A 26,228-nucleotide genomic window follows, 5' to 3' on the forward strand; every position below is an offset into this window, starting at 1 on the left:
CCCCGGCGTGACAGGCCGGTATTCTAACCAACTGAACTACCACTCCAACCTTGGTGGGCGTTGACGGAGTCGAACCGCCGACATTCTGCTTGTAAGGCAGACGCTCTACCAACTGAGCTAAACGCCCGAAAGGGTTACTGCTACATAATCTGTTGGCGGAGTGGACGGGACTCGAACCCGCGACCCCCGGCGTGACAGGCCGGTATTCTAACCAACTGAACTACCACTCCAACCTTGGTGGGCGTTGACGGAGTCGAACCGCCGACATTCTGCTTGTAAGGCAGACGCTCTACCAACTGAGCTAAACGCCCTGAAACCTTTTCGCTGTCTGCGTTTGCGTCTCAGCGAGGAGGCGAATTAAAGCACAGCCATATTTTCAGCGCAAGGGGGTGGTTTCATTTTTTTGCATAAAACGGGCAAATCCCAAATCGACGCGCCATGCTGATTGAATTTTGTCAGACAGGGGCGTGACGGATTCTTTTGCACTCATGTATGATTGCCCGATTCGCTTAATCGGATGATGTGAATAATGAAGCCGACCTTTCTCGATTTTGAGCAGCCGATTGCCGAGCTCGAGAACAAGATAGAAGAGCTGCGTTTCGTGCAGGATGATTCCGTACTGGATATCTCCGAAGAAATCGCACGCCTGCAAAAGAAGAGTCTGGAACTGACCAAGACTCTATATGCCAAACTGTCCCCCTCGCAGATCTCCCAGGTGGCCCGCCACCCGCAGCGTCCCTATACACTGGACTACCTGCGCAGCATCTTCACGGATTTCGAAGAGCTGCATGGTGATCGATCCTTTGCCGACGACCCGGCAATCGTGGGTGGCTTGGCCCGTTTCAATGGCCAGTCTGTGATGGTGATTGGCCATCAGAAAGGCCGTGATACCAAGGAAAAGATCTACCGCAATTTCGGCATGCCGCGCCCGGAAGGCTATCGCAAGGCATTGCGCCTGATGAAGCTGGCCGAAAAGTTTGGCATCCCGATCATCACCTTCGTGGACACTCCGGGTGCCTATCCCGGCATTGGTGCGGAAGAACGCGGCCAATCCGAAGCAATTGGGCGCAATCTCTACGAAATGGCAAGACTGCGTGTGCCCATCATCTGCACCATCATCGGTGAGGGTGGTTCCGGTGGTGCGCTGGCCATTGCCGTGGGCGACCAGGTCAATATGCTGCAGTACTCCACCTATTCGGTGATTTCACCTGAAGGCTGTGCTTCCATTCTGTGGAAAACTGCCGAGCGTGCATCCGAAGCGGCAGAGGCGCTGGGCATTACCGCCAATCGTCTGAAGACCCTCGGCCTGATTGACCGCGTGGTGACCGAGCCGGTTGGTGGTGCACATCGTGATCATGCGCAAATGATGAATGCCATGAAACGTGTGCTGCAGGAGCAATTGAAGGACTTTGCCAATCGTCCGATTGAAGTGCTGTTGAAAGAGCGCTTCGAGCGCTTGATGAGTTATGGACGTTACAAGGAAGATGCAGCCTGATCTGCTGGAAGCCCTGTTAGCCCACTGGCCGGACAATTTGTCCGGCCTTTGTGCTTTTGAGCTTGGACTGAGTGGTGGGCTCGATTCCATGGTGCTGTTGTCGCTGCTGGCTCGGGCGCGCCAGCAGCGGCCACAGCTGCGGCTGTCGGCCGTGCATGTGCATCACGGCCTGAATGCCGCAGCGGACGACTGGGCGCTGCATTGTCAGCAGGTGTGTCAACAGCTGGAAGTCCCCCTGCGGGTGGTCCGGGTTGCTGTCAGTCGTTGCGCCGGAGAGAGCCTGGAGGCCCAGGCCAGGCAGCAGCGCTACGCGGTGTATGCGCAGTCCACGGCCGAGGTGCTGGTACTGGCGCATCACCTGGATGATCAATCCGAAACCGTGCTGTTGCAGCTGTTACGCGGTGGCGGCGTACGTGCGCTGTCGGGCATGCCCGTTGTGCGCAGGCTGGGGGCGCTGCAATTGTGGCGGCCATTGCTTGGCTTTACCCGCCAGCAACTCGAACAGTACGCTGCAGTGCAGGGGCTGGTTTGGGTCGAAGATGACAGTAATGCGGACATTGCCTACCGCCGCAATTTACTGCGACACCGCATCATGCCGCTGCTGCTGCAGCATGTTCCGTCCTATCGGCAACAGCTGGAACGCAGCGCCTGGCATATGGCGCAGGCATCGCAGTTGGTGGATGAGGTGGCCGCCGCTGATTTGGCCAGTTGCACCACTGGCGCTGCGCTGGATGTCGAACGATTACTGTCCTTGTCGCCAGTGCGGCAGGGCTTTTTGCTGATGGCCTGGCTGCGGCATCTGGGGCAATCACAAGTCGCGCCGGAGCAATTGCAGGAATTTTTGCGCCAATTGCATGTGGCGGCGGCCGCCAGCCAGCCCTGTTTGCAATTGCCCGAGCTGGTTGTGGTGCGCTATCGCCAGCAGCTGCATGCAGTGCCGGTACGCCCAACCCAATCAGCGACTGTGTTGCGGTTTGATGCGTCGCAGCCAGTCAGTCGCCAGCCCGGCTGGGGCGGGCGTTTGCGCTGGGTGCGCGGCGGTGGTTTGTCCTTGCCCTCACTTGCAGGTGATCTGCAATTGCGCCCGCGGCAGGGTGGCGAGGTGTTGCAGCAGCCAGTAGGGCGCAAGCCGGTGAAGAAACTGTTGCAGGAAGCGGGTATTCCGCCATTATTGCGCCGGCAATGGCCCTTGCTGTATGCCGCCGATGGTCGCTTGCTGGCCCTGCCCGGTGTGGCGGTAGCCAGTGATTGTTTCAGCGCGGAGGGATATTGGCCGGAATGGCTGCCGGGCTTGGACCATTAAACAGGGAAAATAAAAAAGCGCCCCGGCAAAGGGGCGCTTTTTTTACAGAAGCACGACGCAGGATCAGTCACGTTCGCCGCTGAAAGCCATCAGCAATTGCAGCAGGCTGGTGAACAGATTGTAAATGCTGATGTAAATCGACAGTGCTGCCGATACATAGCTGGTTTCACCTCCGTCCACCACAACCTTGACCTGCCACAGAATCATCAGCGAGCTGAACAGGGCAAAGGCGGCGGCAATCGCCAGTTGCATGCCCGGCATTTGCAGGAAGATATTCGCCACCACAGCCACCATCAGTACAATGGCGCCGATGGTGAGGAAGCTGCCCAGTGCAGACAGATCACGCTTGGTTGTGCTGGCAATGCCGGCCATGACCACAAAGACCAGCGAGGTGGCTGCGCCGGCGGTCATGATCAGCTGGCCGCCATTGCTCAAACGCAGTGCAAATTGCAGCAAGGGTCCCAGCAGCAGGCCCATCATGAAGGTAAAGCCCAGCATCAGGAACACGCCCAGCGAATTATTGCGGTTTTTCTCGATGGCAAAGACCAGGCCATAAAATACCGCCATGATGGCCAGCATGCCCATGATGGGACTGGCTGCCATGAAGGCGAAATTGAGATGTGTGCCAATCAGGGCACCCATTACAGTGGGGATCATCGACAGGCCCAGCAGCGCATAGGTATTGCGCAGCACCTTGTTGCGTAGGCCGCTGGTCGTGCTGGTCTGGTAGGTATTGTGCAGGTCCGGTTGCATGCTGCCCTCTCTAATTGTTGGGTTTGTTGCGCTGTCACAAAACAGTGTGCCTGCATTGTGACATGAAAACATGCTAATGGTTCATTCGACATGGTGCTTGAACAGCGTGGAATCCTGAGGTATATTTGCCGCCTCTTTCGCAGTGCTTTCCGGTGCTGCTGATGGGCGAGCGTGGCGGAATTGGTAGACGCACTGGATTTAGGTTCCAGCGCCGCAAGGCGTGAGAGTTCGAGTCTCTCCGCTCGCACCACAGATTTTTCTCCTGATAGTCCGTATTTCTCCGAAAAGACCGTGGATAAAGAGGTTTTAGCCTTTTTCTACGGTGTCAGCAGCTCTGTATTCCACTGTAAAACGCCGTATTAGCCGATACCCGCTGTCGCAAATTGGTCGCATGGATTGTCGTGCGTGCTCGCAAGGGCTGACTGGCGGTTTGGTTTTTGCCGGGCAGGGTTTGGCTGCCGTGCGATTTTCTGCAAGCTGGCAGAGGGTGGAACCGGAAAGTCCTCCGCCTGATGGCAGGGTGTTCCTCTGCTGCGGGCAAATGCGCCTTCCCGTGGGCCAATGAGTGACACGATCTTGCCGCCCGGCTTGAGAATGCCTACGGATTTCGCCAGTGCATCCCTCCTTGCTGGTCCCGGCACCGGCTTATAGTCATGCAGCACGTTTTCGAACTCATGATGCGTGTAGTCAAGTTGCCGGTAGTCAATGAGCTGATCGGCTCCAGGACGGCAGGGCCGTTGGCCATTGCCGCTGCTTGTGGTGCTGCCGGCCCTGGCTCTTTGCTGGCGGTACGGCGGCACGCAGTATCCGGCCGGGTGTGCTGTTGCTTGCGAGCCAGTGCCATGCCGGGACTGCGGGCCGCTCAGTCCGCGGCATGGCGATGCGTGCTGGCTGGGGCTAAGCGCTAGCAGGCTCGGCAAAGACTTCCCGGGCAATCCGCATGGCGTCTACTGCTGCGGGGACGCCGCAGTAGATGGCGATCTGCAGGATTGCTTCCACGATTTCCTCCTTGCTGCACCCATTGTTCAATGCGCCACGCATGTGCAGTTTCAGCTCGTGTGGGCGATTCAGAGCGGCAATCATGCCCAGGTTGATCAGGCTGCGCGTCTTGCGTGGTAGTCCTTCGCGTGCCCACACCGTGCCCCAGCAGTATTCAGTCACCAGCTGCTGCAGCGGCATGCTCAGTGCGTCGGCATTGTTCAGTGCCTGATTGACATAGTCCTCTCCCAGTACCGCCTTGCGGATGTCCAGGCCCTGCTGAAATGTTTCCGTGCTCATTACTTGCTCCTTGTTGTGGTCGATGAAAGTGAAAGCGCTGCGTTGTTGTGGGTGTGTCATTTTTGTTTGTCCGATGGTATACCATCATACAAATACCTTGTAATCGATTTTTTCTTGGTATACCGTAATACCATCATATTTAGTGATGGCCATCGCAGCCAGACAACAGGAGACAGAAAGATGGATGCCGGTATTCGCAAGGTGGTGAGCTATGTTGAGGAAACGCTGATCGAGGGAGGGAAGGCCGCGCCCGTGCCGCTGAAGATGTTTGCGGCGGCGGTGGTGCTGAAAAATCCGTGGCATGGGCGCGGCTTTGTCGAGGACCTGAAGCCGGAGATTCATGCCATCGCACCGGTGCTGGGGGAGCTGCTGACTGCGGAAATCCTGCGCATGGCCGGTTCCGGTGCCGTGATCGAGGGCTATGGCAAGGCTGCGGTGGTGGGGGTGGCGGGGGAGATCGAGCATGCCTCGGCGCTGATCCACACCCTGCGGTTTGGTAATTTCTATCGCAAGGCGGTGGGTGCCAAGAGCTACCTGAGCTTTACCAATGTGCGGGGCGGGCCCAATTGCGCCATCTCCATCCCGATGATGCACAAGGATGATGAGGGCATGCGTTCGCATTATCTGACCCTCCAGTTTTCCATTAACGATGCGCCGGCCGCCGATGAAATCGTGGTGGCGCTGGGTGCATCCATCGGTGGCCGGCCGCACCATCGCATCGCCAACCGCTATCAGGACCTGCAGGAGCTTGGCAGCAATGAAGCCTGAACATGCTCCTCTGCCAGCACAGATGGCAGGCACGGCAGACGGTACAGCGTTCACTGTCCATGGCAGCGGAGAGCCGCTGGTCCTGGTGCATGGCGTGGGTATGGGCAAGGAAATCTGGACGCCGCAGATTGCCGCCTTCAGCCGGGACTATCAGGTGATTGTCTACGACATGCTGGGCCATGGTGGCAGTGCATTGCCCGCGGCGGATGCCACATTGCGTGATTACGCTGAGCAGCTGGCGGGTTTGCTAGACCACCTGGGCATTGCCGCCGCCAATGTGGTGGGGCACTCGATGGGGGCGCTGGTGGCGCTGGAGTTTGCCCTGGCTTATCCGCAACGGGTACTGCGCGTGGCGGCCTTGAATGCGGTGTTCATGCGCACGGCCGCGCAGCGTGCGGCGGTGCTGGAGCGTGCGGCAGCCCTGGCGCACGGCGGTGTGACGGCGACCGTGGATTCGACACTGGATCGCTGGTTTGGCAAGCCGGTGCCCTTAGCGCTGGAGCAGTCGGCCAGCATGGTGCGCCACTTTCTGCACAGTGTGAATCCGCTAGGTTATGCCCGGACCTACCAGCTGTTTGCCTGCTCGGATGCGGTGCATGCGGAGGGGCTGCCATCGCTGGCCATGCCGGCACTGTTCATGACCGGCGAGTGTGATCCCAACTCCAGCCCGGACATGTCGCGCGCCATGGCGGCACTGGCACCGCAGGGGCAGCTGGATATCGTGGCGGCAGAACGCCACATGATGAATGTCACTGCCCCGGACAGGGTGAACCGGCGGCTGCGCATTTTCCTGGAAACCACCCGTGGCGGGGTGACTGGCTGTCATTCGCAGGAGTGAGGAATCATGTCGAAAACGATTGATGCAATGGAGTTTCGCAAGACCCTGGGTGCTTTTGTCACCGGGGTGACGGTGGTCAGCACCCGGCAGGAAGATGGCACGCCACGCGGTTTTACCGCCAATTCGTTTACCTCGGTATCGCTGGACCCGGCGCTGGTGCTGATCTGCATTGGCAAGTCTGCCGCCAGTTACCCGGTATTTTCTGCCGCTGGGCATTTTTCCATCAGCATTCTGGCCGAGGATCAGAAGCAGGTGTCCAGTCTGTTCGCGTCCAAGGCGGCGGACAAATTCGAGCAAGTGGCATGGCAGCAAGGCCAGACCGGTAGTCCGATCATTGCTGGCGCCGCTGCCTGGTTTGATTGTGAAACCCATCAAGTGGTGGAGGCGGGCGACCATATCATCCTGATCGGCCGCGTGGTGGATTTTGCCAATACCAGTGCCAGCCCGCTCGGTTACGGGCGTGGGGCCTACCTTACCTTCAGCCTGTCGCAAGACGCGCTGGCCGCCGCCGGGCCGCGTGCCAGGGTGGGGGCCATTCTGGAGTATCAGGGTGGGGTGGTGCTGCTGAAAACGGACAGGGGTTACACGCTGCCCACTGGCACACGGCTGGAACCGGCATCCGATGTCCACAGCCTGCGTGGTGTGCTGGCCGGGCTGGGGCTGGATGCGCAGCTGGACTTCCTGTTTGCGGTATACGAGGACGGTGCTGCCGACGCCACTGGCGTCAATGTGTTCTACCGGGGCCGGGTGTCCGGGGCATGGCCGGCCACCAGCAGTTTGCAGTGGCTGGCGCTGGACAGCATTCCATGGGAGCAGGTCGCTGATGAGGCAGAGCGCGCCATGCTGCAGCGCTTTGTGCGCGAGCGCACCGAAGACGCCTTCGGGATTTACATGGGTGATGCCCAGCGTGGTTCGGTACAGTCGCTGGCACGGGTATGAGTCGTCGCAATAAAAAAATAGCTTCAATTCGAAAGCAATGAGGAGAGTGACATCATGAAGTTTTCGCTGTTTCTGCACATGGAGCGCTACGACGCTGCCAAGCCGCACAAAGCATTGTTTGATGAGATGACCGCACTGGTGCAGGTGGCCGAAAAGGGTGGTTTCGAGACCGCCTGGATTGGTGAACACCACGGCATGGAATTCACCATCGCCCCGAATCCCTTCGTCAACCTGGCCTATCTGGCTGCCAAAACCAGCAAGATCCGCCTGGGCACCGGCACGGTGGTGGCACCGTTCTGGCACCCCATCAAGCTGGCCGGTGAAATCGGCATGACGGACCTGGCCAGCAATGGTCGGCTGGATGTGGGCATTGCACGGGGGGCTTATTCTTTTGAATACGAACGCATGTTCCCGGGGCTGGATGCCTGGGGGGCCGGTGGCCGTTTGCGCGAGATGATTCCCTGCCTGCAACAATTATTCGCCGGTGATTATGCCCACCAGGGCGAATACTGGAGCTTCCCCCAGACCACGCCGGTTCCCCGTCCCTTGCAACAGCCGCATCCGCCGCTGTGGGTGGCTGCGCGTGACCCCAATTCCCATGACTTTGCCGTGTCGCAAGGCTGCAATGTGCAGGTGACCTCGTTGGCGGCCGGCGACGGGGAAGTGGCCAGCCTGATGGCGCGCTTCAATGCCGCCTGCGCCAATCACCCGGAAGTGCCGCGGCCGCAAATCATGATGCTGATGCACACTTTTGTGGGCGAAAACGCTGTCGAGGTAGACGCAGGCGTTGATGACATGCGCCGTTTCTACTGCTACTTCAGCAAGTGGTTCAAGAACGAAAAGCCGATCAGACAGGGCTTTATCGAGCCGCTGAACGAGGAAGACCTGGCGATGTTCCCCAACTATGCGCCGGAGCTGATTCGCAACAATCTGGTGATCGGTACGCCAGACGAGGTGATCGCCCGCCTCAAGGGCTACGAGGCGCTGGGCTACGACCAGTACAGCTTCTGGATAGACAGTCATATGGATTTCGAGCGCAAGCTCAAGTCGCTGGAGCTGTTCATCAAGCAGGTCATGCCGGCATTTGCCTGATTGGACGATTGCAAGGAGCCGTCACCATGTTGCGCAGCTTTCAGCAGTATATCGACGGGGTGTTTGAAGATGGCGACACCCGTTTTGACAGCATCAATCCGGCCGATGGCAGGGCGTGGGCCAGCATGCCGGCCGCCAGTGCCAAGGATGTGGACCGGGCGGTAAACGCGGCTCACCGTGCCTTTCTCGACCCGGCCTGGGCTGGCCTCACCGCCAGCCAGCGCGGCAAGCTGCTGTACAAGCTGGCCGAGCTGGTGGCCCAGCATGCCGACCAGCTGGCCGCGCTGGAAACGGCGGATACCGGCAAGATCATCCGCGAAACACGCAGCCAGATTGGCTATGTGGCCGAGTATTACCGCTATTACGCCGGTCTGGCCGACAAGATCCAGGGTGCCTGCCTGCCGGTGGACAAGCCGGATATGGAAGCCTTCTTGCGCCGCGAACCTATTGGCGTGGTTGCCGCCATCGTGCCGTGGAATTCCCAGCTGTTTCTGTCTGCCGTCAAGCTGGGCCCGGCACTGGCCGCGGGCTGCACCGTGGTGCTGAAAGCCTCGGAAGAGGGCCCGGCCCCCTTGCTGGAATTCGCCCGGCTGGTTCATCAGGCAGGCTTCCCACCCGGTGTGGTGAATGTGCTGACCGGCTATGGCCAGGACTGTGGCCAGGTGCTGACCAGCCACCCGCTGGTGGCGCGCATTGCCTTTACCGGCGGACCGGAAACCGCCCGCCACATCGTGCGTAATTCGGCAGAGAACCTTGCCTATACCACGCTGGAACTGGGCGGCAAATCCCCGGTGCTGGTGTTTGATGATGTCGATGTGGACAGCGTCAGCAATGCCATTGTGGCCGGTATTTTTGCCGCCAGCGGCCAAAGCTGTGTGGCCGGCTCGCGCCTGCTGGTGCAGCGCGGCGTGCGCGACCGCCTGCTGGCCAGGCTGCAGGCCAAGGCCGAGGCCATCCGTATTGGCGATCCGCAGGACAGTGCCACCGAAATGGGCCCGCTGGCCACCTGCCGCCAGCGCGAGCATATCGAAAAAGTGGTTGCCGCCAGCGTGCAGGCCGGTGCCGAGCTGCTGACCGGCGGTGGGGTTCCGGCCGGGCGGCAGGATGGCTATTACTACCTGCCCACCATTCTGAGTTGCCCGGACGCGCAGATTCCCAGTGTCACTACGGAGCTGTTTGGTCCGGTGCTCAGCGTGCTGACCTTCGATAGCGAGGCCGAAGCCGTGGCCCTGGCCAATGACAGTGTGTATGGCCTGGCTGCCGGAGTATTCACCCGCGACCTGAGCCGCGGCCACCGGCTGACCCGCGCCCTGCGTGCCGGCATTGTCTGGGTGAATACCTACCGGGCGGTGTCACCCATCGTGCCGTTTGGCGGCTATGGCCAGAGTGGCCTGGGCCGGGAGGGCGGCATGGAGTCGGTGCTGGATTACACCCGGACCAAGTCGGTGTGGATTCGTACCTCGGATGAGCCGATTGCCGACCCCTTCGTGATGCGCTGAGGAGCATGCCATGTATTACGAAATCCGCACCTACCGCATCAAGACCGGGGCACTGCCTACCTACCTCAAGCTGGTGGAGGAAGAGGGCATTGCCTTGCAAAAGCAGTATCTGGGAGAGCTGGTGGGCTATTTCTACTCGGAAATCGGCCCCTTGAACCAGATTGTGCACATTTGGGCTTACCCCGGTCTGGATGAGCGCGAAACGCGACGTGCCGCACTGGCCGCAGACCCGGCGTGGGTCGCCTTTGCCCCGAAAATCCAGGCGCTGCTGGAAGAAATGGAAAGCAAGATCATGAAAGCGGCCGCCTTTTCCCCCTTGCAGTAGATCGTCCAAATAGCAATACCACGCAAGAGAAACAGAAGCACAGACTTCTACACAGGAGATGACATCATGAATGCAGCAAAACCGATCCGCACCCGTCTGGCCTTGCTGGCCGGCATCAGCCTGTTGGCCGCCGCTCCCGCCATGGCGGAAAGCCTGGTGTTCACCAGCTGGGGCGGTACGACCCAGCAAGCGCAACAGAAAAACTGGGCCCAGCCTTTCAGCGCCGCCAGCGGCATCGCCGTTGCCATGGATGGCCCCACCGATTACGGCAAGTTCAAGGCCATGGTGGAAAGCGGCAATGTCACCTGGGATGTGGTGGACGTGGAGGGCGACTTTGCCTATCGCGCCGCCAAGGATGGCCTGCTGGAGCCGCTGGACCAGTCCAAACTGAAGGGCATAGACCCGCGCTTTATCTCTGCCAACGCAGTGGGCAGTTTTTATTACTCCTTTGTGCTGGGCTACAACAAGCAAGCGGTAAAGGGAACGGCCCCGGCAGCGTGGAGTGATCTGTTCGACCTGAAACGCTATCCGGGCAAGCGCACGCTGTACAAGTGGTCGGCGCCGGGCGTGCTGGAACTGGCCTTGCTGGCCGATGGCGTGCCGGCCAACAAGCTGTATCCGCTGGATATCGACCGCGCCTTCAAGAAGCTGGACACCATCAAGAGCCAGATTGTCTGGTGGACCGGTGGCGCCCAGTCACAGCAATTGCTGGCCTCTGGTGAAGCCAGCATCGGCATGTTCTGGAATGGCCGCATCAATGCCTTGCAGCACAGCGGTGCGCCGGTAGGCATGTCGTGGAAGCAGAACCTGACTGCCGCCGACATGCTGGTGATTCCAAAGGGCAGCAAGAACAAGGCCGCGGCCATGCAGTTCCTCGCCTATGCCACCAGTGCCGAGGCGCAAGCGAAGTTCGCCACGGAAACCGGTTATGCCCCGGTCAACCTGCAATCCAAGACCAAGATGACCCCGGCTGCGGTCAAGACCCTGCCCGACCAGTTCAGCTCCAGCCAGATCAATCTGGACATGCGCTACTGGGCCGAGCACCGCGACGAGATTGCCAAGCGCTGGTATGCCTGGCAGACCCAGTAAGGCAGGAATGCCGTGGCCTTGCCGCAGCGCAGGGCCACGGCCTGTGTCGCGATTGTCCCGAGGAGCTGTCATGCCCACTGCTTTGAGTTCGGTTGCTGTGCCGGCGCGCCGTCGATTCCGGCTGAGCGCCGAGACGCGCGGCATCAAATTGATGCTGCCGGTATTGCTGTTGTTGGTGTTGTGTTTTCTGGTGCCGGTGATCACCTTGCTGCTGCGCAGCGTCATGGAGCCGACGCCTGGCTGGCAAAACTATGCTGAATTGCTTGGTTCGCAAACCTATGTGCGGGTGTTTTTCAATACCTTCATGGTAGCCGGCGTGGTTACGCTGATTACCTTGCTGGTGGGTTTTCCCACCGCCTGGTTGCTGGCCATCCTGCCGCAGCGCTGGTCGCGGCTGATGTTTGCCGTGCTGCTGCTGTCGATGTGGACCAATCTGCTGGCGCGCACCTATGCCTGGATGGTGCTGTTGCAGCAGACGGGCTTGATTAACCGGGTGCTGATGACGCTGGGGGTGATTGATGAGCCCTTGGCGCTGGTGAATAACCTGGTCGGCGTCACCATCGGCATGACCTATATCATGCTGCCCTTCCTGGTGTTGCCCCTGCATGCCACCCTGCGCGCCATCGACCCCTCCACGCTGCGCGCCGCGGCCATCTGTGGCGCCAGCCGCTGGCAGTCCTTGCGTCTGGTGCTGTTGCCGCTGGCCTTGCCCGGCATCGCCTCCGGTGCCCTGATGGTGTTTGTGATGTCGCTGGGCTATTACGTGACACCGGCCTTGCTGGGCGGCACCAGCTACATGATGCTGGCCGAGCTGATCGCCCAACTGGTGCAGTCCTTGCTCAACTGGGGTCTGGCCGGTGCGGCTGCCTTTGTCCTGCTGGTGGTGACCCTGGGCTTGTATGCCGTGCAGCTGCGCTATCTGGGTGCGGGCCGCAGTGAAATGGGAGGGCGCTGACATGTTGCTGGATTATGACCGTCTGGGCGGCTGGCGTTGGGGCCTGGTGGCGATTGGCAGCGCCGTCATGCTGTTTCTGTTGCTGCCCATCGTATTCATTGCGGCATTGTCCTTCGGCGATTCGCAATGGCTGGTCTTTCCACCGCCGGGCTGGACCACGCAGTGGTATCAGCAGCTGCTGACCGACCCGGTCTGGGTCAATGCGCTGCTGACCAGTGCCAAGGTGGCTGTCATGGTCACGCTGCTGTCGGTGGTGCTGGGACTACTGGCGGCCTTGGGTCTGGCGCGTAGCCGTTTCTTTGGCAAGAGTGCATTGCAGGCGTTTTTCCTGACCCCCATGGTATTGCCGGTGGTGGTGCTGGCGGTGGCCCTGTATGCCTTTTTCCTCAAGCTGGGCCTGACCGGGACCTTGACCGGCTTTGTGATTGGTCACCTGATCATCGCCTTGCCGTTTTCCATCATCACCATCGGCAATTCGCTGCAGAGCTTCGACTCCGCACTGGAAGATGCCGCCATGATCTGTGGTGCCGGGCCACTGGAAGTGAAGTGGCGGGTGACCTTGCCAGCCATCCGGCTGGGACTGTTTGCCGCGGCCATCTTTTCCTTCCTGATTTCCTGGGATGAAGTGGTGCTGTCCATCTTCATGGCCAGTCCCACCTTGCAAACCCTACCGGTCCTGATCTGGAGCACGCTGCGCCAGGATCTGACCCCGGTCATCGCCGCTGCATCCACATTGCTGGTCGCCTTTACGGTGCTGCTGATGCTGCTGGCTTCCTTTTTGAAGAAAGGCTCACGCCAATGACAACACCATTCCTGCAGATTCGTGGCCTGCGTAAAACCTACGATCAGGTGGTGGCCATCGATCAGGTCTCCCTGGACATCAAACAGGGTGAGTTCATGACCTTTCTCGGACCGTCCGGTTCGGGCAAGAGCACCACGCTGTATATTGTGGCCGGCTTTCAGGAGCCGACCGAAGGGCAGGTGCTGTTGAACGGCAAGTCCTTGCTGGATGTGGCACCCAACAAGCGCAACATCGGCATGGTGTTTCAGCGCTATACCCTGTTTCCGCACCTGACCGTGGGCGAGAACGTGGCCTTTCCCTTGCGCGTGCGCCGCCGTCCGGAGTCGGAGGTCAAGGCCAAGGTGGCCAAGATGCTGGAACTGGTGCATCTGGCGGAGTATCGCGACCGCCTGCCCGGCCAGTTGTCCGGTGGCCAGCAACAGCGGGTGGCCATTGCCCGTGCCCTGGCCTATGACCCGCCGCTATTGCTGATGGATGAGCCGCTGTCGGCGCTGGACAAAAAGCTGCGCGAGGAAATCCAGTTCGAGCTGCGCCGCATCCATCAGGAAACCGGGGTGACCATTCTGTATGTGACGCACGATCAGGAAGAAGCGCTGCGCCTGTCCGACCGCATTGCGGTGTTCAGCCAGGGGCGTATCGAACAGGTGGGCACGGGTGAGGAGCTGTACGAGCATCCCTCGTCGCGCTTTGTGGCCGGTTTCATTGGTAATTCCAACTTCCTGCCGGTCAAGGTGGAGCAAATGGGCGGTGGCCGTGCCCGCGCCATCTTCCCCAATGGTCAGGCAGTAGATGGGGATGCCCGGGCCTTTGCCGCCGGTAGCGAGGGCACGCTGATGGTGCGGCCGGAGAAAATGCGGATTCGTCCGCATGCCACCTCGGCCCGCGGCCTGGCCGTCACCGTGCGCGACATGACCTATCTGGGCGACAGCATGCATTTTGCCGTGCAAACCCCCTGGGAACAGGAGCTGGCGGTACGCATGGCGGTGGGGGATGGCCAGGGGCTGAGCATCGGCTCATCGGCTGTGCTGGAGTGGGACGCGCAGCACGGGCATGTGTTTGCCTGAATGCAGACCGTAGCAATCAGGGCGACGGACATGCTCCGTCGCTGAAGGGTGAAGCATGGATCAAGTGCAGGAAACCGGGCTGTTAGTGCAGCGCTGCTATATCAATGGCCTGTGGGTGGACGCGGCAGAACGCCTGCCGGTGTGCAATCCGGCCACGGGCGAGCAGATCGCCAGCGTTCCGTGCATGGGCGCGGCGGAAACCCGGCAGGCGATTACGGCTGCCGCGAATGCTGGCCCCGGCTGGCGGGCCTTGAGCGGCAAGCAACGGGCGCAGTATCTGCGGCGCTGGTTTGATCTGGTGCTGCAGCATGAGGACGCCCTGGCCCGGATATTGACTGCCGAAATGGGCAAGCCACTGGCCGAGGCAAGGGGCGAGATTGCTTACGGAGCCAGTTATATCGAGTGGTTTGCCGAAGAAGCCAAGCGGATGCATGGCGAGGTGATTCCTGCGCCGGGTCCCGACCGCCGCTTGCTTACCCTCAAGCAGCCGGTGGGAGTGGTGGCGGCAATTACCCCCTGGAACTTCCCAAATGCCATGCTGGCACGTAAGATCGCCCCGGCGCTGGCTGCCGGCTGTACGGTGGTGGCCAAGCCGGCGGAGCTGACGCCCTTGTCGGCGCTGGCACTGGCCCGGCTGGCCGAGCTGGCCGGTATGCCGGCGGGCGTGATCAATGTGCTGACTGGTGATCCGCTGGCCATTGGCGCTGAGCTGACCGGCAATCCGCTGGTACGCAAGCTGACCTTTACCGGTTCAACGGAAGTCGGGCGGCTGCTGCTGCGCCAGTGTGCGGATACGGTCAAGAAAGTCAGCATGGAGCTGGGCGGCAATGCGCCCTTCATCGTGTTTGACGATGCCGATCTGGATGCCGCGGTCGAAGGCGCCATGCTGTCCAAATACCGCAATGCAGGGCAGACCTGCGTCTGTGCCAACCGGCTGTATGTGCAGGATGGCATTTACGAAGCCTTTGTGTCCCGCTTGCGGGAGCGGGTGGCGACCTTGCAAGTGGGCAATGGCATGGCGGCCGGGGTGACAATGGGTCCGCTGATAGACCATAAAGCCCTGGCCAAGGTGGAGGCGCACATTGCCGATGCCCTGGCGCAGGGGGCCAGGGTCGTCCTGGGCGGGCAGCGTCATCCGCTGGGCGGCAGCTTTTTCGAGCCGACCATCTTGCGCGATGTGACATCTGCCATGCGCGTGGCGCGGGAAGAAACCTTTGGCCCCTTGGCGCCGGTGTTCCGTTTTCGCGATGAACAGGATGTCGTGGCCCAGGCCAATGCCAGCGAATTTGGCCTGGCCGCCTACTTTTTCAGTCGCGACCATGCGCGTATCTGGCGGGTGGCGGAGGCGCTTGAAGTCGGCATGGTCGGGATCAATACCGGGCTGATTGCAAGCGAGGCGGCCCCCTTCGGCGGCATCAAGCAATCGGGCAGTGGTCGGGAAGGTTCCCGCCATGGGATCGACGACTACCTTGAAATAAAATACCTGTGTATGGGTGGAATTGAATAAAGGAGATGACCGATGTCATCCAAAGAAGGTAGCTCGCTGAAGATAGATCGTAGCGTCAAGACCCTGCGTGAGCTGACGCTGGAAAAAATGCGTGACGCCATCCTCAGTGCCTATTTCAAGCCAGGTGAACGGCTGGTGGAGCGTACATTGTGCGACGAACTGGGGGTGAGCCGCTCGATTGTGCGCGAGGTGCTGCGCCACCTGGAAACCGAGGGCCTGGTGGAGTCCATTCCGCATCAGGGCCCGGTGGTGGCCACGCTGGATGCCGACAAGGCGGCGCAAATCTATGAAATCCGCGCCTTGCTGGAAGGGCATGCGGCGCGGCTGTGCGCCGAACGGGCGGACACGGCATTGCTTGAGCAACTGGCGCTGATCAATAGCCAGATCCAGGCGGCATTCCGGGCGGGAGATTTCCACGGCGTTCTGCAGCAGACCTCGGCGTTTTACGAATTGATGTTCCACGGCAGTGGCCAGAGCATGGCCTGGGAAATCGTGCAGTCGCTCAATGCCAGAATCAACCGCCTGCGGGCCATGACCATCAGCTCGAGCGGGCGGGCTGCCGAAGCGGCCGAGGAAATGCGTTTGCTGGTGGATGCACTGCAAAAACGCGATGCACAAGCCGCACACGATGCCTCGGTGGCGCATGTGCGGCGTGTGGCAAGCATCGCAGCACGCAAGCTGGCAGAACTGGCGGAGGAAAGCGACCAGGCTGCCGCACAATCCGGCGATCTGGCCCGCGCGCCATGAAAACAGCCGCACCCCGCCAGCGGGTGCGGCCGCTCAGCCGGCGCACCTGGCTGGGCAGGCACTAGCCGGCGTACTGCTCGTCGCTGACCTTCTCCAGCCAGTTCGCCACACTGCCTTGCTGCTGTTCCTGGATGGCGATATGGCTCATGGCCGTGGTGGGGGCGGCGCCGTGCCAGTGTTTGGTGTGCGCCGGGATGCTCACCACGTCGCCGGGGCGGATTTCCTGTATGGGGCCACCCCACTGTTGCACGCGGCCACAGCCGGCGGTGACGATCAGTGTCTGCCCCAGCGGATGGGTGTGCCAGTCGGTGCGTGCCCCAGGTTCAAAGGTGACCAGGGCGCCGGAGCTGGCCGCCGGAGGCCGTGCGGCAAACAGCGGGTCGACGCGCACGCTGCCGCTGAACCACTCTGCCGGGCCGCGGTAGGAGTCTTGCGAGCCGGCGCGGCTTAGCGTGATGGCCTCGTTGCCGGATGGTGTTTGCTCAGTCATGTGATGTCCTTTCAGGATGTGTGTATCAGCTGGGTCGATGGGCTGGCTACGGCCACTTCACCCTGGCCGGGTCGCTGTGGTCGGAAAATGCAGGGCAGCCGGTGTCCAGCGCCGCGATGCCAGCCATGTCGCCCGCGCCCAGTGCAAGGTCGGTGATGGCGAAGTTTTCCGCCATGTGTTCCGGATGCCCTTGTTCAGTGTTGTGGTCTGCATCTGGCGACTCCTTTGTTGATGTCATATACGCAGCAGTGGGCTGTTCAGGCGCGGGGCGCTACGGCGCTGCCCGGCATCTCCTTGCCCGCTGCCGGCTGTCCTGCATCAAAGCGGATGTAGCGCAGCGATACCAGCCAGGCCGCGCCCAGGAACAGTGCCGCTGCATACAGGACTTGGCCGGTATGCCATGCCATGCCGGCAGCGCCCGTGCCGGTGGCCTGGCCTGCGGCATACACCACCACCAGGATGGCCAGGCCGAGGGTCGCGCCTATCTGGTGGGCTACGTTGAGTAGGCCGGACGCCGCCCCCGCATTGTGCTGTTCCACTCCGGCCACTCCCGCCACGGTCAGCGGTGCCAGTACCCAGCCCTGTCCGAAACCGATGAGCAACATCGGCACCAGCACTCCGCGCGGGTAAGAGGCCAGGGTGGCCGCCAGCCCCTGCCACAGCACTCCGGCCACACACAGCGTGACTCCGGTCAGCAATACGCGACGATGGCCAAGATGGCGCACCACCGCAGGCACCGACAGCGAACTGGCCAGTTGCGGCAGGGTGACCGGCACGAAGGCCAGTCCGGCCAGCATGGGAGGGAAGCCCAGCACAGCTTGCAGGTATTGCGCGGTAAAGAACCAGAAACCCACCATGCCGCACAGGAAAAGCAGGCGTGCAACATAGGCCGCATTGCGTTGCGGATTGTTCAGCAATGCCAGCGGCAGCAGCGCTTGTGCGGCATGTGACTCAATCCACAGGAATATCCCCAGCAGCAGCACGCCGATGGCGATGCCGGCCACGCTCAGCGGCGCGGCCCAGCCCGATTCCGCGGCTTCGACGATGCCGAATACCAGCGCACACATGCCCAGGGTGGAGCTCAGCGCGCCAGCAAGGTCGAAGCGTCCGCTCTGCCGCGGCGTTTCATGGATATGACGCAAGCTGCCGGCGATCAGTACCGCACCAATCGGCAGATTGATGAAGAAACCGGCCCGCCAGGAAATGAGATCGGCCAGCAAGCCGCCCAGTACCAGCCCCAGCGTGGCACCGATGCCAGCCGCCGCTGCGTATAGCGACAGCGCCCGGGTACGTGCCTGGCCTTCCTCGAAATGGGTGGAAATCAGCGCCAGGGTGGAAGGGGCCAGCACGGCAGCGCCAAGGCCCTGCAGCGCCCGGAAGCTGATCATCCAGGCTGGTGTGCTGGCTGCGCCAATGGCCAGCGAAGCAAGGGTGAAAATGGCCAGGCCGGCAATGAACATGCGCCGCCGGCCGAGGATGTCGCCAGCGCGTGCTCCCAGCAGCAGAAAGCCACCAAAGGTCAGCGTGTAGGCATTCTGTATCCAGGACAGGCCGGCCGGCGTGAAGCCAAGCGCAGCCTGGATGCGTGGCAGGCCGGTGAGCACGATGGAGATGTCGATCACCAGCATCAGGTAGCTCGCCATGATGATGGTGAGCACCATGCCGCGATTGAGCGGGCGAGAAGTGGTCATTTGGGGCTTGTTCCCGGGCTTGGCCCGATGTGGGTAGGGTTGCGCTCGATCCGCAGCAGGCATGATTTTCTCATCGTGCCAGTTGCAGGATTTCGGCCACCGCATCGCGGGTGTAGAGACCGGCAATGCCGAACCACTGGGCATTGCCCAGCACCACATCGGTAATGGCGGGCAAATCGGCCTCGCTAATGCCCAGTTGCGACAGGCGCGTCGGGGTGCCGATCTTGTCGAACCAGGCTTCCAGTGCGGCAATGCCCTGCAGCGGAGTATCAACCGCGAATACCTGCTGGGCGAAGCGCTGGAACTGTGCCGGATTACGGCCGTGGTACCACTTCATCCAGGCCGGCATGATCACCGACAGGCCCGCGCCATGCGGCACATTGAACAGTGCCGACAAGGCATGTTCGATCATGTGGTTCGGGTAGCTGAATCCGGCGCTGCCGGCATAGAGCAGGCCATTCAGCGCTTGGCTGGCGGCCCAGGCAAACTCGGCGCGCGCGGCGTAGTCGGCCGGATTGTCCAGCAGGGTTTCCGTGGTGTCGATCACGGTGTTGACGAGGGCTTCCACCAGGCGCGAGTGCAGGGTGGGCTGCAGCGTGGCGGTGAAATAGCCTTCGATGCAATGGGCAATGATGTCGGCGGCCGAGTAGACCAGATAGTCGCGTGACACGGTCTGCATCAGGGCCGGATTGACGATGGATAGCCGCGGAAACAGATGTAGCGACTGGATGGCAAACTTTTCCTTGCTGTCCTCGTTGGTTACCACCGCACCGTCATTCATCTCGCTGCCGGTGGCGGCCAGGGTGAGGATGGAAAACACCGGCAATGCCGAGTCGATGGTGGCCTTGCCGATAAACAGATCCCATACATCGCCGGCATAAGGCAGGCCGGCGGCAATGGCCTTGCTGCTGTCCAGCACCGAGCCGCCGCCTACGCTCAGTAGCGCATCCACCTGATGCCGGCGTGCCAGGGCAATGCCTTCACGCACTTTCGACAGCAGCGGATTGCTGACAATGCCGCCAAATTCGATGAATTCGATACCTTGCCCGGCCAGGCTTTGGCTCACGGTCTGGAACAGGCCGTCGCGCTTGATGCGCTCGCTACCAAAACAGAGCAGCACCTTTTTAATGCCGTGCTCTGCCAGATGCTGGCCGATCAGCTGTTCCTTGCCGGTGCCGAAGTCGATCCTGGTGGGATTGAAGAAAGTAAAGTTGTCCATGGGTATGCTCCGCAGCCCCTGGGGCCGCTGCTATTGATGGGCCTCACTTTAATTTCCTGCGATACATTAAACTAGCGCATTATTATTTGAATAATTTACAACTTTTTCATGTTAATTCAGCGGCAGGATTGAACCATGTCCATGAACGAGCTGCGCTCCATCACCACCTTTGTGCGTACCGCCGAGTTTGGCAGCCTGAGCAAGGCTGCCGCGGCCCAGCAGATCTCGCCGCAAGCGGCCAGCAAGGCGCTGGGGCAGCTGGAGCAACACCTGGGGGTGAGACTGTTTCATCGCACCACCCGCAGCATGTCACTCACCGAGGAGGGGCAGCGCTTTCTGGAGGCGGTGCATCCCTCGCTGATCGGTTTTCAGCAGGCGCTGTCGGCGGTGCGCCAGACCAAGGACGAGCTGGCCGGGCCTTTGCGCATCGTCGGCCCGCGTACCATGCTGCAGGCGGTGATCGGGCCGGTGATGGACGAATACTGCCGGCTCTACCCGGAAGTGCAGCTGGATGTGCAACTGGATGACCGCATTGGCAACTGGGTGGAAGACCGTATCGATGTCGGCTTCCGGCTGGGAAACTCGCCACAGGAAGGGCTGGTGGCCAGGCGCTTGTTTCCCATGCAGCTGATTATCTGCGCCGCGCCCAGCTATCTGTGCAAGTACGGCATTCCGCACAGCCTGTACGAGCTTGGCGCGCATCGCTGCAGCGCTTTTCGCCGTGCCAGTGATGGTCGCGTGGTGCCGTGGCGGGTAAGGGTGGGCGATGGCATGCAGGATCAGCCGATCAATCCGGCCTTCTGCACCAATGACGAAGCCATGGAGTTGCGCGCGGTGCTGGCCGGCGAGGTGATCGGCCAGTTGGCGGGCCCGACGGCGGCCCCGCTGATCCGCAGTGGCCGGCTGCTGCCCATTCTGCTGGAGCACATGGCCGATCACTACAGCCTGTTTGTCTATTACGGCAGCCGCGCCGCCCAGCCTGCCCGCGTGCGCCGATTCATCGACCTGGCGGTGGAGCGGCTGACGGGCGGTGCGGATTTGGTCCTGAGCGACAAAGAGTTGGCGCAGGCCTATGCCCGCGGCCTGGCAGCAAGCTGAAGCGCCCGCCACAGGCTGCCTGGGGTGGCCGCATCAGCCGCCGGTCATCGACATGAAACGCACCACCTGTTGGGGCTGCTGGATGAATTCGTGTTTTTCCGGCTTCAGTTCGATGGCGGCACGGATAGCCGCTTCCAGCTCGGCGTCGCTGCAGCCGGCGCGTAGCAGTGGGCGTAGCGCCAGCTTTTCCTCCTGCCCCAGGCACATATACAAGGTGCCATCCACCGACAGCCGTACCCGGTTGCAGCTGGCGCAGAAATGCTGCGACATCGGCGTAATCAGCCCCAGCGTGCAGCTGCCGTCCGGGCTTTGCCAGTAGCGGGCCGGCCCGCCGCCCAGGCTGACTGCGCTGGGAGTCAGGCCGTGGCGCTGGCTCAGGCTGTGCAGCAGCTGTGACAAATCCAGCCCGTCTGCTTGCTGGCCGGTATGGCCCATGGGCATGGCTTCGATCAGGCGCAGGATGAAACCGTGTGCCTTGCAGTAAGCCAGCATGGCGTCGATGTCGCGGTCGTTGATGCCGGCCAGCGGCACCATATTGATCTTGATGCTGCTGAAGCCGGCGGCACGGGCGACGGACAAACCCTGCAAGACCTGTTCCAGACTGTCGCTGCCGCTGATGCTGGCCACACAGTCCCGCCGCAGCGAGTCCAGGCTGACATTGAGCCGCTGCAGGCCCGCCGCCTTGAGCGCACCGGCCTGGCCGGCCAGCTGGGTGCCATTGGTGCTGAGTGACAGGTCGTCCACGCCGGGCAGGCTGGCCAGCCTGCTGACCAGTGCCGGCAGATTGCGCCTGAGCAGCGGTTCGCCACCGGTCAGGCGGAAGCGGTGGCAGCCAAGGCGGGCAAAGGCCGCCACTACCCGCTGGATTTCGGCAAAGTCCAGCCAGTTGGCCGGTTCTTCAAAGTTCTTGAAACCCTTGGGTATGCAATAGCTGCAGCGCAGATCGCAGCGGTCGGTAACGGATAGCCGCAGATAGTCGATGCTTCTGCCAAAACGGTCGCGTAACATGGCTGACCCTCTGAGGGGAGAATGGCCAGAGTGTAGGCGCATCCGCCGGGCTTGCCAGTTGGTCGGTAGTGGGGTTTTGGCTAGGTCTGAGGGAGTAGGGAGCCGGGAAGAAAGGGCGGCAGCCGCCCCGGTTTCAGGGCAGCTTGTCCAGCCCGTGCTCCACGGCAAACAGCGCGGCCTGTACCCGGCCATTGAGGTTGAGTTTGCGCAGGATGTTCTGCACATGCACCTTGATGGTGCTCTCGGCCAGATCCAGCGCGCGGGCGATTTCCTTGTTGCTGATGCCGCGGCTGAGCCAGGCGAGGATTTCCCTTTCACGCTGGGTCAGTTGCTCCAGCCCGGTCGGCTTGCTTTTCTGGGTGTCGGCGCTGCGTAGCTGCTGCAGCAGGCGCGAGGTCATTTCCGGTGACAGCACGCTGTCGCCATCCACGGCGCGGCGAATGCTGGCCAGCAGGAAGTCGGCATTGATGTTTTTCAGCAGATAGCCGCGTGCGCCCAGCTTCAGGCATTCGGCCAGGTCTTCACCGTCTTCCGATACCGTGAGCATCAGCACCGCCAGCTGCGGCTGGCTGACCATGATTTGTGCCAGCGCCTCGCGCCCGTTCATTTGCGGCATGTCGATATCCAGCAGGACCACGTCCGGCTTCAGCTGTTCGCACAGTTTCACCCCTTCCAGGCCATCGGCGGCTTCGCCAATGATGTCGAAATCACTTTGGCGTTGCAGCAGCGCCTTCAGGCCGCTGCGGAACAGGGTGTGGTCGTCGACCAGCAAGATGCGGATGGGTGTCATGCGGCTTGTCTTTCACTTTGTGGCAGCAGCAATTGTACTTCGGTGCCGCCGTGCGGATGGGGGTGAATGCTGATCTGGCTGCGAATGCGGGCCGCGCGCTCCTGCATGATGGACAGCCCGACATGGCTGGCGCGGCGGCTGGCCACGCTCTGTTCGTCAAAGCCGCAGCCGTCGTCCCGTATGCTCATGCTGAAGTCGGCATGGTTGAGGATGTCGATGCGCACGCGCTGCGCCTGGGCATGCTTGCGCACATTGGACAGCGCTTCTTGCAGGATGAAGATCAGCTGCAGCTGTTGCTGGGGATTGAGTGCCAGCCCGTCGCCGCTCATGTGCAGCTGGGTGGGGATGTGGGTCTGTTTTTCAAAGCGCTCCAGCAGGGTGCGCACGGCGTCGGGAAAGTCTTCCTTGCTGATGCGGGTGCGGAAGTTCAGCAGCAGTTCGCGCACATCCTCATAACATTCCTGCACCCCGGCACGGATGAAGCCAAGGTTTTCCTGCGCCTGCTCCATCTGCTGCTCGGCCAGCGCGGCGTCCAGCATCTGCACTTGCAGATTCAGAAAGGACAGCGACTGGGCAATGCTGTCGTGCAGGCCCTGGGCCATCAGGTTGCGTTCTTCCGATACCGCAAACTGGCGGTCGCGCGCTGCCAGCCTGTGGTTTTCCACTGCCACACCCAGGTGGCTGCCCAGGGTTTCCAGCAGGAACTGGTCTTGCGTGGCCAGCTTGGGGTCCTGATAAAAGTACAGGGTGAAAATGCCGACATTGCTCTGGTTATGCCGGATGTGGAACACGGCAATGCTGGAAAAGCCGGCGCGCTGGCAGTGTTTTTCCGTGGCGGCCGGCAACTGGTCGAAGCGATGCAGCACCGAGAAGGGCTGCGGTACGGTATCGCCACACAGGCAGCCGTTGAGGGTGGCGCAATCGTCCTCTTCCTGCAGTTCGGCCGGCAGGCCGCGCTGGGCGGTCAGCTCCAGCCGCCCGCGCTTGAAATCCACCAGCCGCACGCTGCCCGCGTCCGCGCCCGTCAGCTCGATCAGCCGCTCGATGAAACCGCTGCACATGTCGGCCAGGCTGTGCGAGTCATGCAGGAAGGCGGTGACGTTATACAGGGCGGCCAGCTGGCGGTTCTTGTATTCCACCGAACGGGTCTTGTCGGCCACTTTCTGCTCCAGCGTGGCGTACAGGTCTTGCAGGCGGTCGGCCATCTGGTTGAAGCCGGTGGCAATGGTGGCGAATTCATCATTGTTGTCCACGCTGACCCGCGCATCCAGATTGCCGTCGCGCAGCCGCAGCATGCCTTCGCCCAGGGTGTTGAGCGGGCGGATCACCAGCAGGAACAACAAGAACATCATGCTGAACGAGCCGATGATGGCCATGGCGATCAGCGCCATCTGGAAGAAGCGCAGCAGGGTGGTGTTGCGGGAGTTGTCTTCTTCCACCAGTTTCACCAGGCGGTCGATGCGGTTGACAAAGCGGGCGATGGCCGGGCTTTCCATCTGGCGCTGGCCGGCATGCTGGCGGGCTGCGTTTTCCAGCAGTGGCAGCATGTCCGTCTGCCAGGAGCGCTCGATATCGCTGACCTGCTGTCTGACCGTGGCATTGTCCGGCAGGAACAGCGGTCGTGCCGGGTCGCCCTGTTTCAGCCGGGCCAGGATGGCGGCAAACTGCTGCTCCTCGGCACGAATGGTGGCCAGTGCGGCGCCTTCGCTCACTTGCAGCGCGATATGGTAGCTGCGCATGCGCAGGCTGCCGGCGTCATTGATGGCGGCGGCGCCGCCTTCCAGCTTCCACGACAGGATCAGGGTGTAGCCGATGGAGGTCATCGCCAGCAGCAGCCAGGCGATGGTCAGCATCAGCAGCTTGGTGGACAGGCTGCGCAGGCGCGGGGTCTGGTAGAGCATCATGGTGCTGGGCGTCCGGGTGGCGGGTGGTGTGGGTTGCCGCAGGCAATACTGCTAACAATACCGGCTGGCCTTGTGGACAGCAATTCTCCGGAAGGGGTAGGGCGTGGCAGCGTGGCATGGCCAGGGCAGGCGGCGCCGGGCAAGGCCGGGCAGGGTGGCATGCTACTTTGTGATTAGTCCGGCTTCCCCATCTGCAGGGTCGGGCTAGCTCCTCATGCCGCGCGCCTTGCTGCTATCGGCGAATATTTCCCGTGTGCGTATCAGGGTTAAATGCCTGCTATCCCCATTGCGGAGCAAGGCACCATGGCTTCCCCACGCTTCAGGCAGTACGCCGTGCTGGCGTCCAGCACACTGGCATTTACCATCTGTTTCATGATCTGGATGATGTTTGCGGTACTGGGCATTCCCATCAAGCAGCATCTGGGCCTGAACGAAACCGAATTCGGCATCCTGGCGGCGACCCCGGTGCTGTCCGGTTCGCTGGTGCGGGTGCCGCTGGGCATCTGGACCGACCGCTTTGGCGGCCGCATCGTGATGTTTGTGCTGATGCTGGTGTGTGTGCCCTTTATTTTCATCATGCAGTACGCCACCGCCTACTGGCAGTTCCTGGCCATCGGCCTGCTGGTCGGGCTGGCCGGCGGGGCGTTTTCCGTGGGCACCCCCTATGTGGCGCGCTGGTTCAGGCCGGAGCAGCAGGGCATGGCCATGGGCGTGTTCGGGGCCGGCAATGCCGGATCCTCGCTCACCAAGCTGGTGGCCCCCGGCATCATCGCCGCGGCCGGCTGGCAAATGGTGCCAACGGTATACGCCATCATCATGCTGGTTACCGCCATCCTGTTCTGGCTGTTCTCCTGGCAGGACCCGTCCCATCTGGTCAGCAGCAAGGTCAGCCTGCGCCAGCAGCTGGCCCTGATGAAAGACCCGGCGGTGCTGCGCTACTGCCAGTACTACTCGGTGGTGTTTGGCGGCTATGTGGCGCTGGCGCTGTGGATGACCAAGTACTACGTCGGCGAATACGGCTTCGACATCAAGCATGCGGCTTTCCTGGCTGCCTGCTTCTCCCTGCCCGGCGGCGTGCTGCGGGCGATGGGCGGCTGGCTGTCCGACCGCTTCGGCCCCTACCGGGTGACCTGGGGGGTGATGTGGGTGTGCTGGGTGGCATTTTTCATCCTGTCCTATCCGCAAACCGACTTCAGCATCAGCACCACCCACGGTGTGCAGCGCTTCCATCTCGGTCTGAATGTCACCTTGTTCACGCTGGTGCTGTTTGCCGTCGGTATTGCCATGGCCATCGGCAAGGCCTCGGTGTTCAAGTTCATTGCCAATGAGTTTCCCGACAATATCGGCGCGGTGTCCGGCGTGGTGGGCCTGGCCGGCGGCATGGGCGGTTTCCTGCTGCCCATCCTGTTCGGGGTGTTGCTGGATATCACCGGTGTGCGCAGCAGCGCCTTCATGCTGCTGTACGGCACGGTGTGCGTGTCGCTGGTGTGGATGCACTTTTCCTTCAAGGCACAGGCCGGGCGTGAGCCGGCCGCCATGGCCAGACAGGCCGGCTGAGCTGGTCTTCGAATTTT

At 61.5% G+C, this 26,228-nt stretch carries 25 protein-coding genes and 4 tRNA genes; 17 read left to right on the plus strand and 12 right to left on the minus strand.

Going from position 1 to position 26,228, the window contains the following annotated elements; translation table 11 throughout:
• Positions 1 to 51 precede the first annotated feature (51 nt).
• The 3 genes from JHD64_RS14415 to JHD64_RS14425 form a co-directional block, all read right to left on the minus strand.
• Positions 52 to 127: transfer RNA gene (locus JHD64_RS14415), tRNA-Val, on the minus strand.
• Positions 128 to 153: 26 nt separating this feature from the next.
• Positions 154 to 230: transfer RNA gene (locus JHD64_RS14420), tRNA-Asp, on the minus strand.
• Positions 231 to 235: 5 nt separating this feature from the next.
• Positions 236 to 311: transfer RNA gene (locus JHD64_RS14425), tRNA-Val, on the minus strand.
• A gap of 218 nt (positions 312 to 529) precedes the next feature.
• Here JHD64_RS14425 and JHD64_RS14430 point away from each other — a divergent pair.
• Both JHD64_RS14430 and tilS read left to right on the plus strand, forming a co-directional pair.
• On the plus strand, positions 530 to 1,495 hold the full coding sequence (locus JHD64_RS14430; RefSeq protein ID WP_059286636.1) for an acetyl-CoA carboxylase carboxyltransferase subunit alpha: 966 nt from the start codon (positions 530 to 532) through the stop codon (positions 1,493 to 1,495).
• Positions 1,485 to 2,798, plus strand: a complete 1,314-nt coding sequence (tilS, locus tag JHD64_RS14435; protein ID WP_255524366.1) for a tRNA lysidine(34) synthetase TilS — start codon at positions 1,485 to 1,487, stop codon at positions 2,796 to 2,798. Before JHD64_RS14430 ends, tilS begins: the two co-directional genes overlap by 11 nt.
• A gap of 63 nt (positions 2,799 to 2,861) precedes the next feature.
• On the opposite strand, the gene JHD64_RS14440 is transcribed toward tilS, so the two are convergent.
• On the minus strand, positions 2,862 to 3,551 hold the full coding sequence (locus JHD64_RS14440; protein ID WP_059286638.1) for a Bax inhibitor-1 family protein: 690 nt from the start codon (positions 3,549 to 3,551) through the stop codon (positions 2,862 to 2,864).
• A gap of 165 nt (positions 3,552 to 3,716) precedes the next feature.
• Here JHD64_RS14440 and JHD64_RS14445 point away from each other — a divergent pair.
• Positions 3,717 to 3,801: transfer RNA gene (locus JHD64_RS14445), tRNA-Leu, on the plus strand.
• 647 nt (positions 3,802 to 4,448) lie between these two features.
• Here JHD64_RS14445 and JHD64_RS14450 read toward each other — a convergent pair.
• Entirely contained in the window at positions 4,449 to 4,829 is a 381-nt protein-coding gene (locus JHD64_RS14450) for a carboxymuconolactone decarboxylase family protein (protein ID WP_059286640.1), read from the minus strand.
• A 180-nt stretch (positions 4,830 to 5,009) separates the two neighbouring features.
• Between JHD64_RS14450 and JHD64_RS14455 the strand changes: the two genes are divergently transcribed.
• The 12 genes from JHD64_RS14455 (at position 5,010) to JHD64_RS14510 (ending at position 16,454) form a co-directional block, all read left to right on the plus strand.
• Positions 5,010 to 5,597 (plus strand): amino acid synthesis family protein, encoded by a 588-nt coding sequence (locus JHD64_RS14455; RefSeq protein ID WP_199053721.1) that lies wholly within the window; start codon positions 5,010 to 5,012, stop codon positions 5,595 to 5,597.
• Positions 5,587 to 6,435, plus strand: a complete 849-nt coding sequence (locus JHD64_RS14460; protein WP_199053723.1) for an alpha/beta fold hydrolase — start codon at positions 5,587 to 5,589, stop codon at positions 6,433 to 6,435. Before JHD64_RS14455 ends, JHD64_RS14460 begins: the two co-directional genes overlap by 11 nt.
• Before the next feature lie 6 nt (positions 6,436 to 6,441).
• Positions 6,442 to 7,374 carry a flavin reductase gene (locus JHD64_RS14465; RefSeq protein ID WP_199053725.1) on the plus strand — a complete coding sequence of 311 codons (933 nt, stop codon included), beginning with the start codon at positions 6,442 to 6,444 and terminating at the stop codon, positions 7,372 to 7,374.
• Between the two features lie 54 nt (positions 7,375 to 7,428).
• Positions 7,429 to 8,466, plus strand: coding sequence for an LLM class flavin-dependent oxidoreductase (locus tag JHD64_RS14470; RefSeq protein ID WP_199053727.1), 1,038 nt, complete (start codon positions 7,429 to 7,431; stop codon positions 8,464 to 8,466).
• Between the two features lie 26 nt (positions 8,467 to 8,492).
• Positions 8,493 to 9,965: an aldehyde dehydrogenase gene (locus tag JHD64_RS14475; protein WP_199053728.1), complete on the plus strand. Its 1,473-nt coding sequence runs from the start codon at positions 8,493 to 8,495 to the stop codon at positions 9,963 to 9,965.
• A gap of 10 nt (positions 9,966 to 9,975) precedes the next feature.
• A complete protein-coding gene (locus tag JHD64_RS14480; protein ID WP_199053730.1) occupies positions 9,976 to 10,290 on the plus strand; it encodes an NIPSNAP family protein in 315 nt (104 codons plus the stop codon).
• Between the two features lie 66 nt (positions 10,291 to 10,356).
• Positions 10,357 to 11,379: an ABC transporter substrate-binding protein gene (locus JHD64_RS14485; RefSeq protein WP_199053732.1), complete on the plus strand. Its 1,023-nt coding sequence runs from the start codon at positions 10,357 to 10,359 to the stop codon at positions 11,377 to 11,379.
• Between the two features lie 70 nt (positions 11,380 to 11,449).
• Positions 11,450 to 12,334 (plus strand): ABC transporter permease, encoded by an 885-nt coding sequence (locus tag JHD64_RS14490; protein ID WP_199053734.1) that lies wholly within the window; start codon positions 11,450 to 11,452, stop codon positions 12,332 to 12,334.
• A gap of 1 nt (position 12,335) precedes the next feature.
• Entirely contained in the window at positions 12,336 to 13,136 is an 801-nt protein-coding gene (locus JHD64_RS14495) for an ABC transporter permease (protein WP_199053736.1), read from the plus strand.
• Positions 13,133 to 14,200, plus strand: coding sequence for an ABC transporter ATP-binding protein (locus JHD64_RS14500; RefSeq protein ID WP_199053738.1), 1,068 nt, complete (start codon positions 13,133 to 13,135; stop codon positions 14,198 to 14,200). The genes JHD64_RS14495 and JHD64_RS14500 overlap by 4 nt, the downstream gene beginning before the upstream one ends.
• A gap of 55 nt (positions 14,201 to 14,255) precedes the next feature.
• A complete protein-coding gene (locus JHD64_RS14505) occupies positions 14,256 to 15,707 on the plus strand; it encodes an NAD-dependent succinate-semialdehyde dehydrogenase (protein WP_199053740.1) in 1,452 nt (483 codons plus the stop codon).
• A 12-nt stretch (positions 15,708 to 15,719) separates the two neighbouring features.
• Positions 15,720 to 16,454 carry a GntR family transcriptional regulator gene (locus JHD64_RS14510; protein ID WP_059287237.1) on the plus strand — a complete coding sequence of 245 codons (735 nt, stop codon included), beginning with the start codon at positions 15,720 to 15,722 and terminating at the stop codon, positions 16,452 to 16,454.
• A gap of 61 nt (positions 16,455 to 16,515) precedes the next feature.
• Here the strand turns inward: JHD64_RS14510 and JHD64_RS14515 are convergent, their stop codons facing one another.
• From JHD64_RS14515 to JHD64_RS14525, 4 genes are all read right to left on the minus strand, one after another.
• Positions 16,516 to 16,944 carry a cupin domain-containing protein gene (locus JHD64_RS14515; protein WP_199053742.1) on the minus strand — a complete coding sequence of 143 codons (429 nt, stop codon included), beginning with the start codon at positions 16,942 to 16,944 and terminating at the stop codon, positions 16,516 to 16,518.
• 46 nt (positions 16,945 to 16,990) lie between these two features.
• Entirely contained in the window at positions 16,991 to 17,119 is a 129-nt protein-coding gene (locus JHD64_RS22230; RefSeq protein WP_255524367.1) for a hypothetical protein, read from the minus strand.
• A gap of 82 nt (positions 17,120 to 17,201) precedes the next feature.
• The gene (locus JHD64_RS14520) at positions 17,202 to 18,635 is read right to left on the minus strand and encodes an MFS transporter (RefSeq protein WP_199053744.1); all 1,434 of its coding nucleotides are present in this window, start codon (positions 18,633 to 18,635) and stop codon (positions 17,202 to 17,204) included.
• A gap of 70 nt (positions 18,636 to 18,705) precedes the next feature.
• Positions 18,706 to 19,854: an iron-containing alcohol dehydrogenase gene (locus JHD64_RS14525; protein ID WP_199053746.1), complete on the minus strand. Its 1,149-nt coding sequence runs from the start codon at positions 19,852 to 19,854 to the stop codon at positions 18,706 to 18,708.
• Between the two features lie 135 nt (positions 19,855 to 19,989).
• Here JHD64_RS14525 and JHD64_RS14530 point away from each other — a divergent pair, with 135 nt between their 5' ends.
• Positions 19,990 to 20,952, plus strand: a complete 963-nt coding sequence (locus tag JHD64_RS14530) for a LysR family transcriptional regulator (protein ID WP_199053748.1) — start codon at positions 19,990 to 19,992, stop codon at positions 20,950 to 20,952.
• A 33-nt stretch (positions 20,953 to 20,985) separates the two neighbouring features.
• Here the strand turns inward: JHD64_RS14530 and moaA are convergent, their stop codons facing one another.
• The 3 genes from moaA to JHD64_RS14545 all read right to left on the minus strand — a co-directional run bounded on the left by moaA (position 20,986) and on the right by JHD64_RS14545 (position 24,654).
• Positions 20,986 to 21,960, minus strand: coding sequence for a GTP 3',8-cyclase MoaA (gene moaA / locus JHD64_RS14535; RefSeq protein WP_110312949.1), 975 nt, complete (start codon positions 21,958 to 21,960; stop codon positions 20,986 to 20,988).
• A gap of 133 nt (positions 21,961 to 22,093) precedes the next feature.
• Positions 22,094 to 22,750: a response regulator transcription factor gene (locus JHD64_RS14540; RefSeq protein WP_059287298.1), complete on the minus strand. Its 657-nt coding sequence runs from the start codon at positions 22,748 to 22,750 to the stop codon at positions 22,094 to 22,096.
• Positions 22,747 to 24,654, minus strand: coding sequence for a type IV pili methyl-accepting chemotaxis transducer N-terminal domain-containing protein (locus JHD64_RS14545; protein ID WP_199053750.1), 1,908 nt, complete (start codon positions 24,652 to 24,654; stop codon positions 22,747 to 22,749). Before JHD64_RS14545 ends, JHD64_RS14540 begins: the two co-directional genes overlap by 4 nt.
• A gap of 303 nt (positions 24,655 to 24,957) precedes the next feature.
• Here JHD64_RS14545 and JHD64_RS14550 point away from each other — a divergent pair, with 303 nt between their 5' ends.
• Positions 24,958 to 26,211 carry a nitrate/nitrite transporter gene (locus tag JHD64_RS14550; protein WP_199053752.1) on the plus strand — a complete coding sequence of 418 codons (1,254 nt, stop codon included), beginning with the start codon at positions 24,958 to 24,960 and terminating at the stop codon, positions 26,209 to 26,211.
• The last annotated feature ends 17 nt before the right edge of the window (positions 26,212 to 26,228 follow it).

The organism is Aquitalea sp. ASV15, from assembly GCF_016429115.1.
GTDB classification, from domain to species: Bacteria; Pseudomonadota; Gammaproteobacteria; order Burkholderiales; family Chromobacteriaceae; genus Aquitalea; species Aquitalea magnusonii.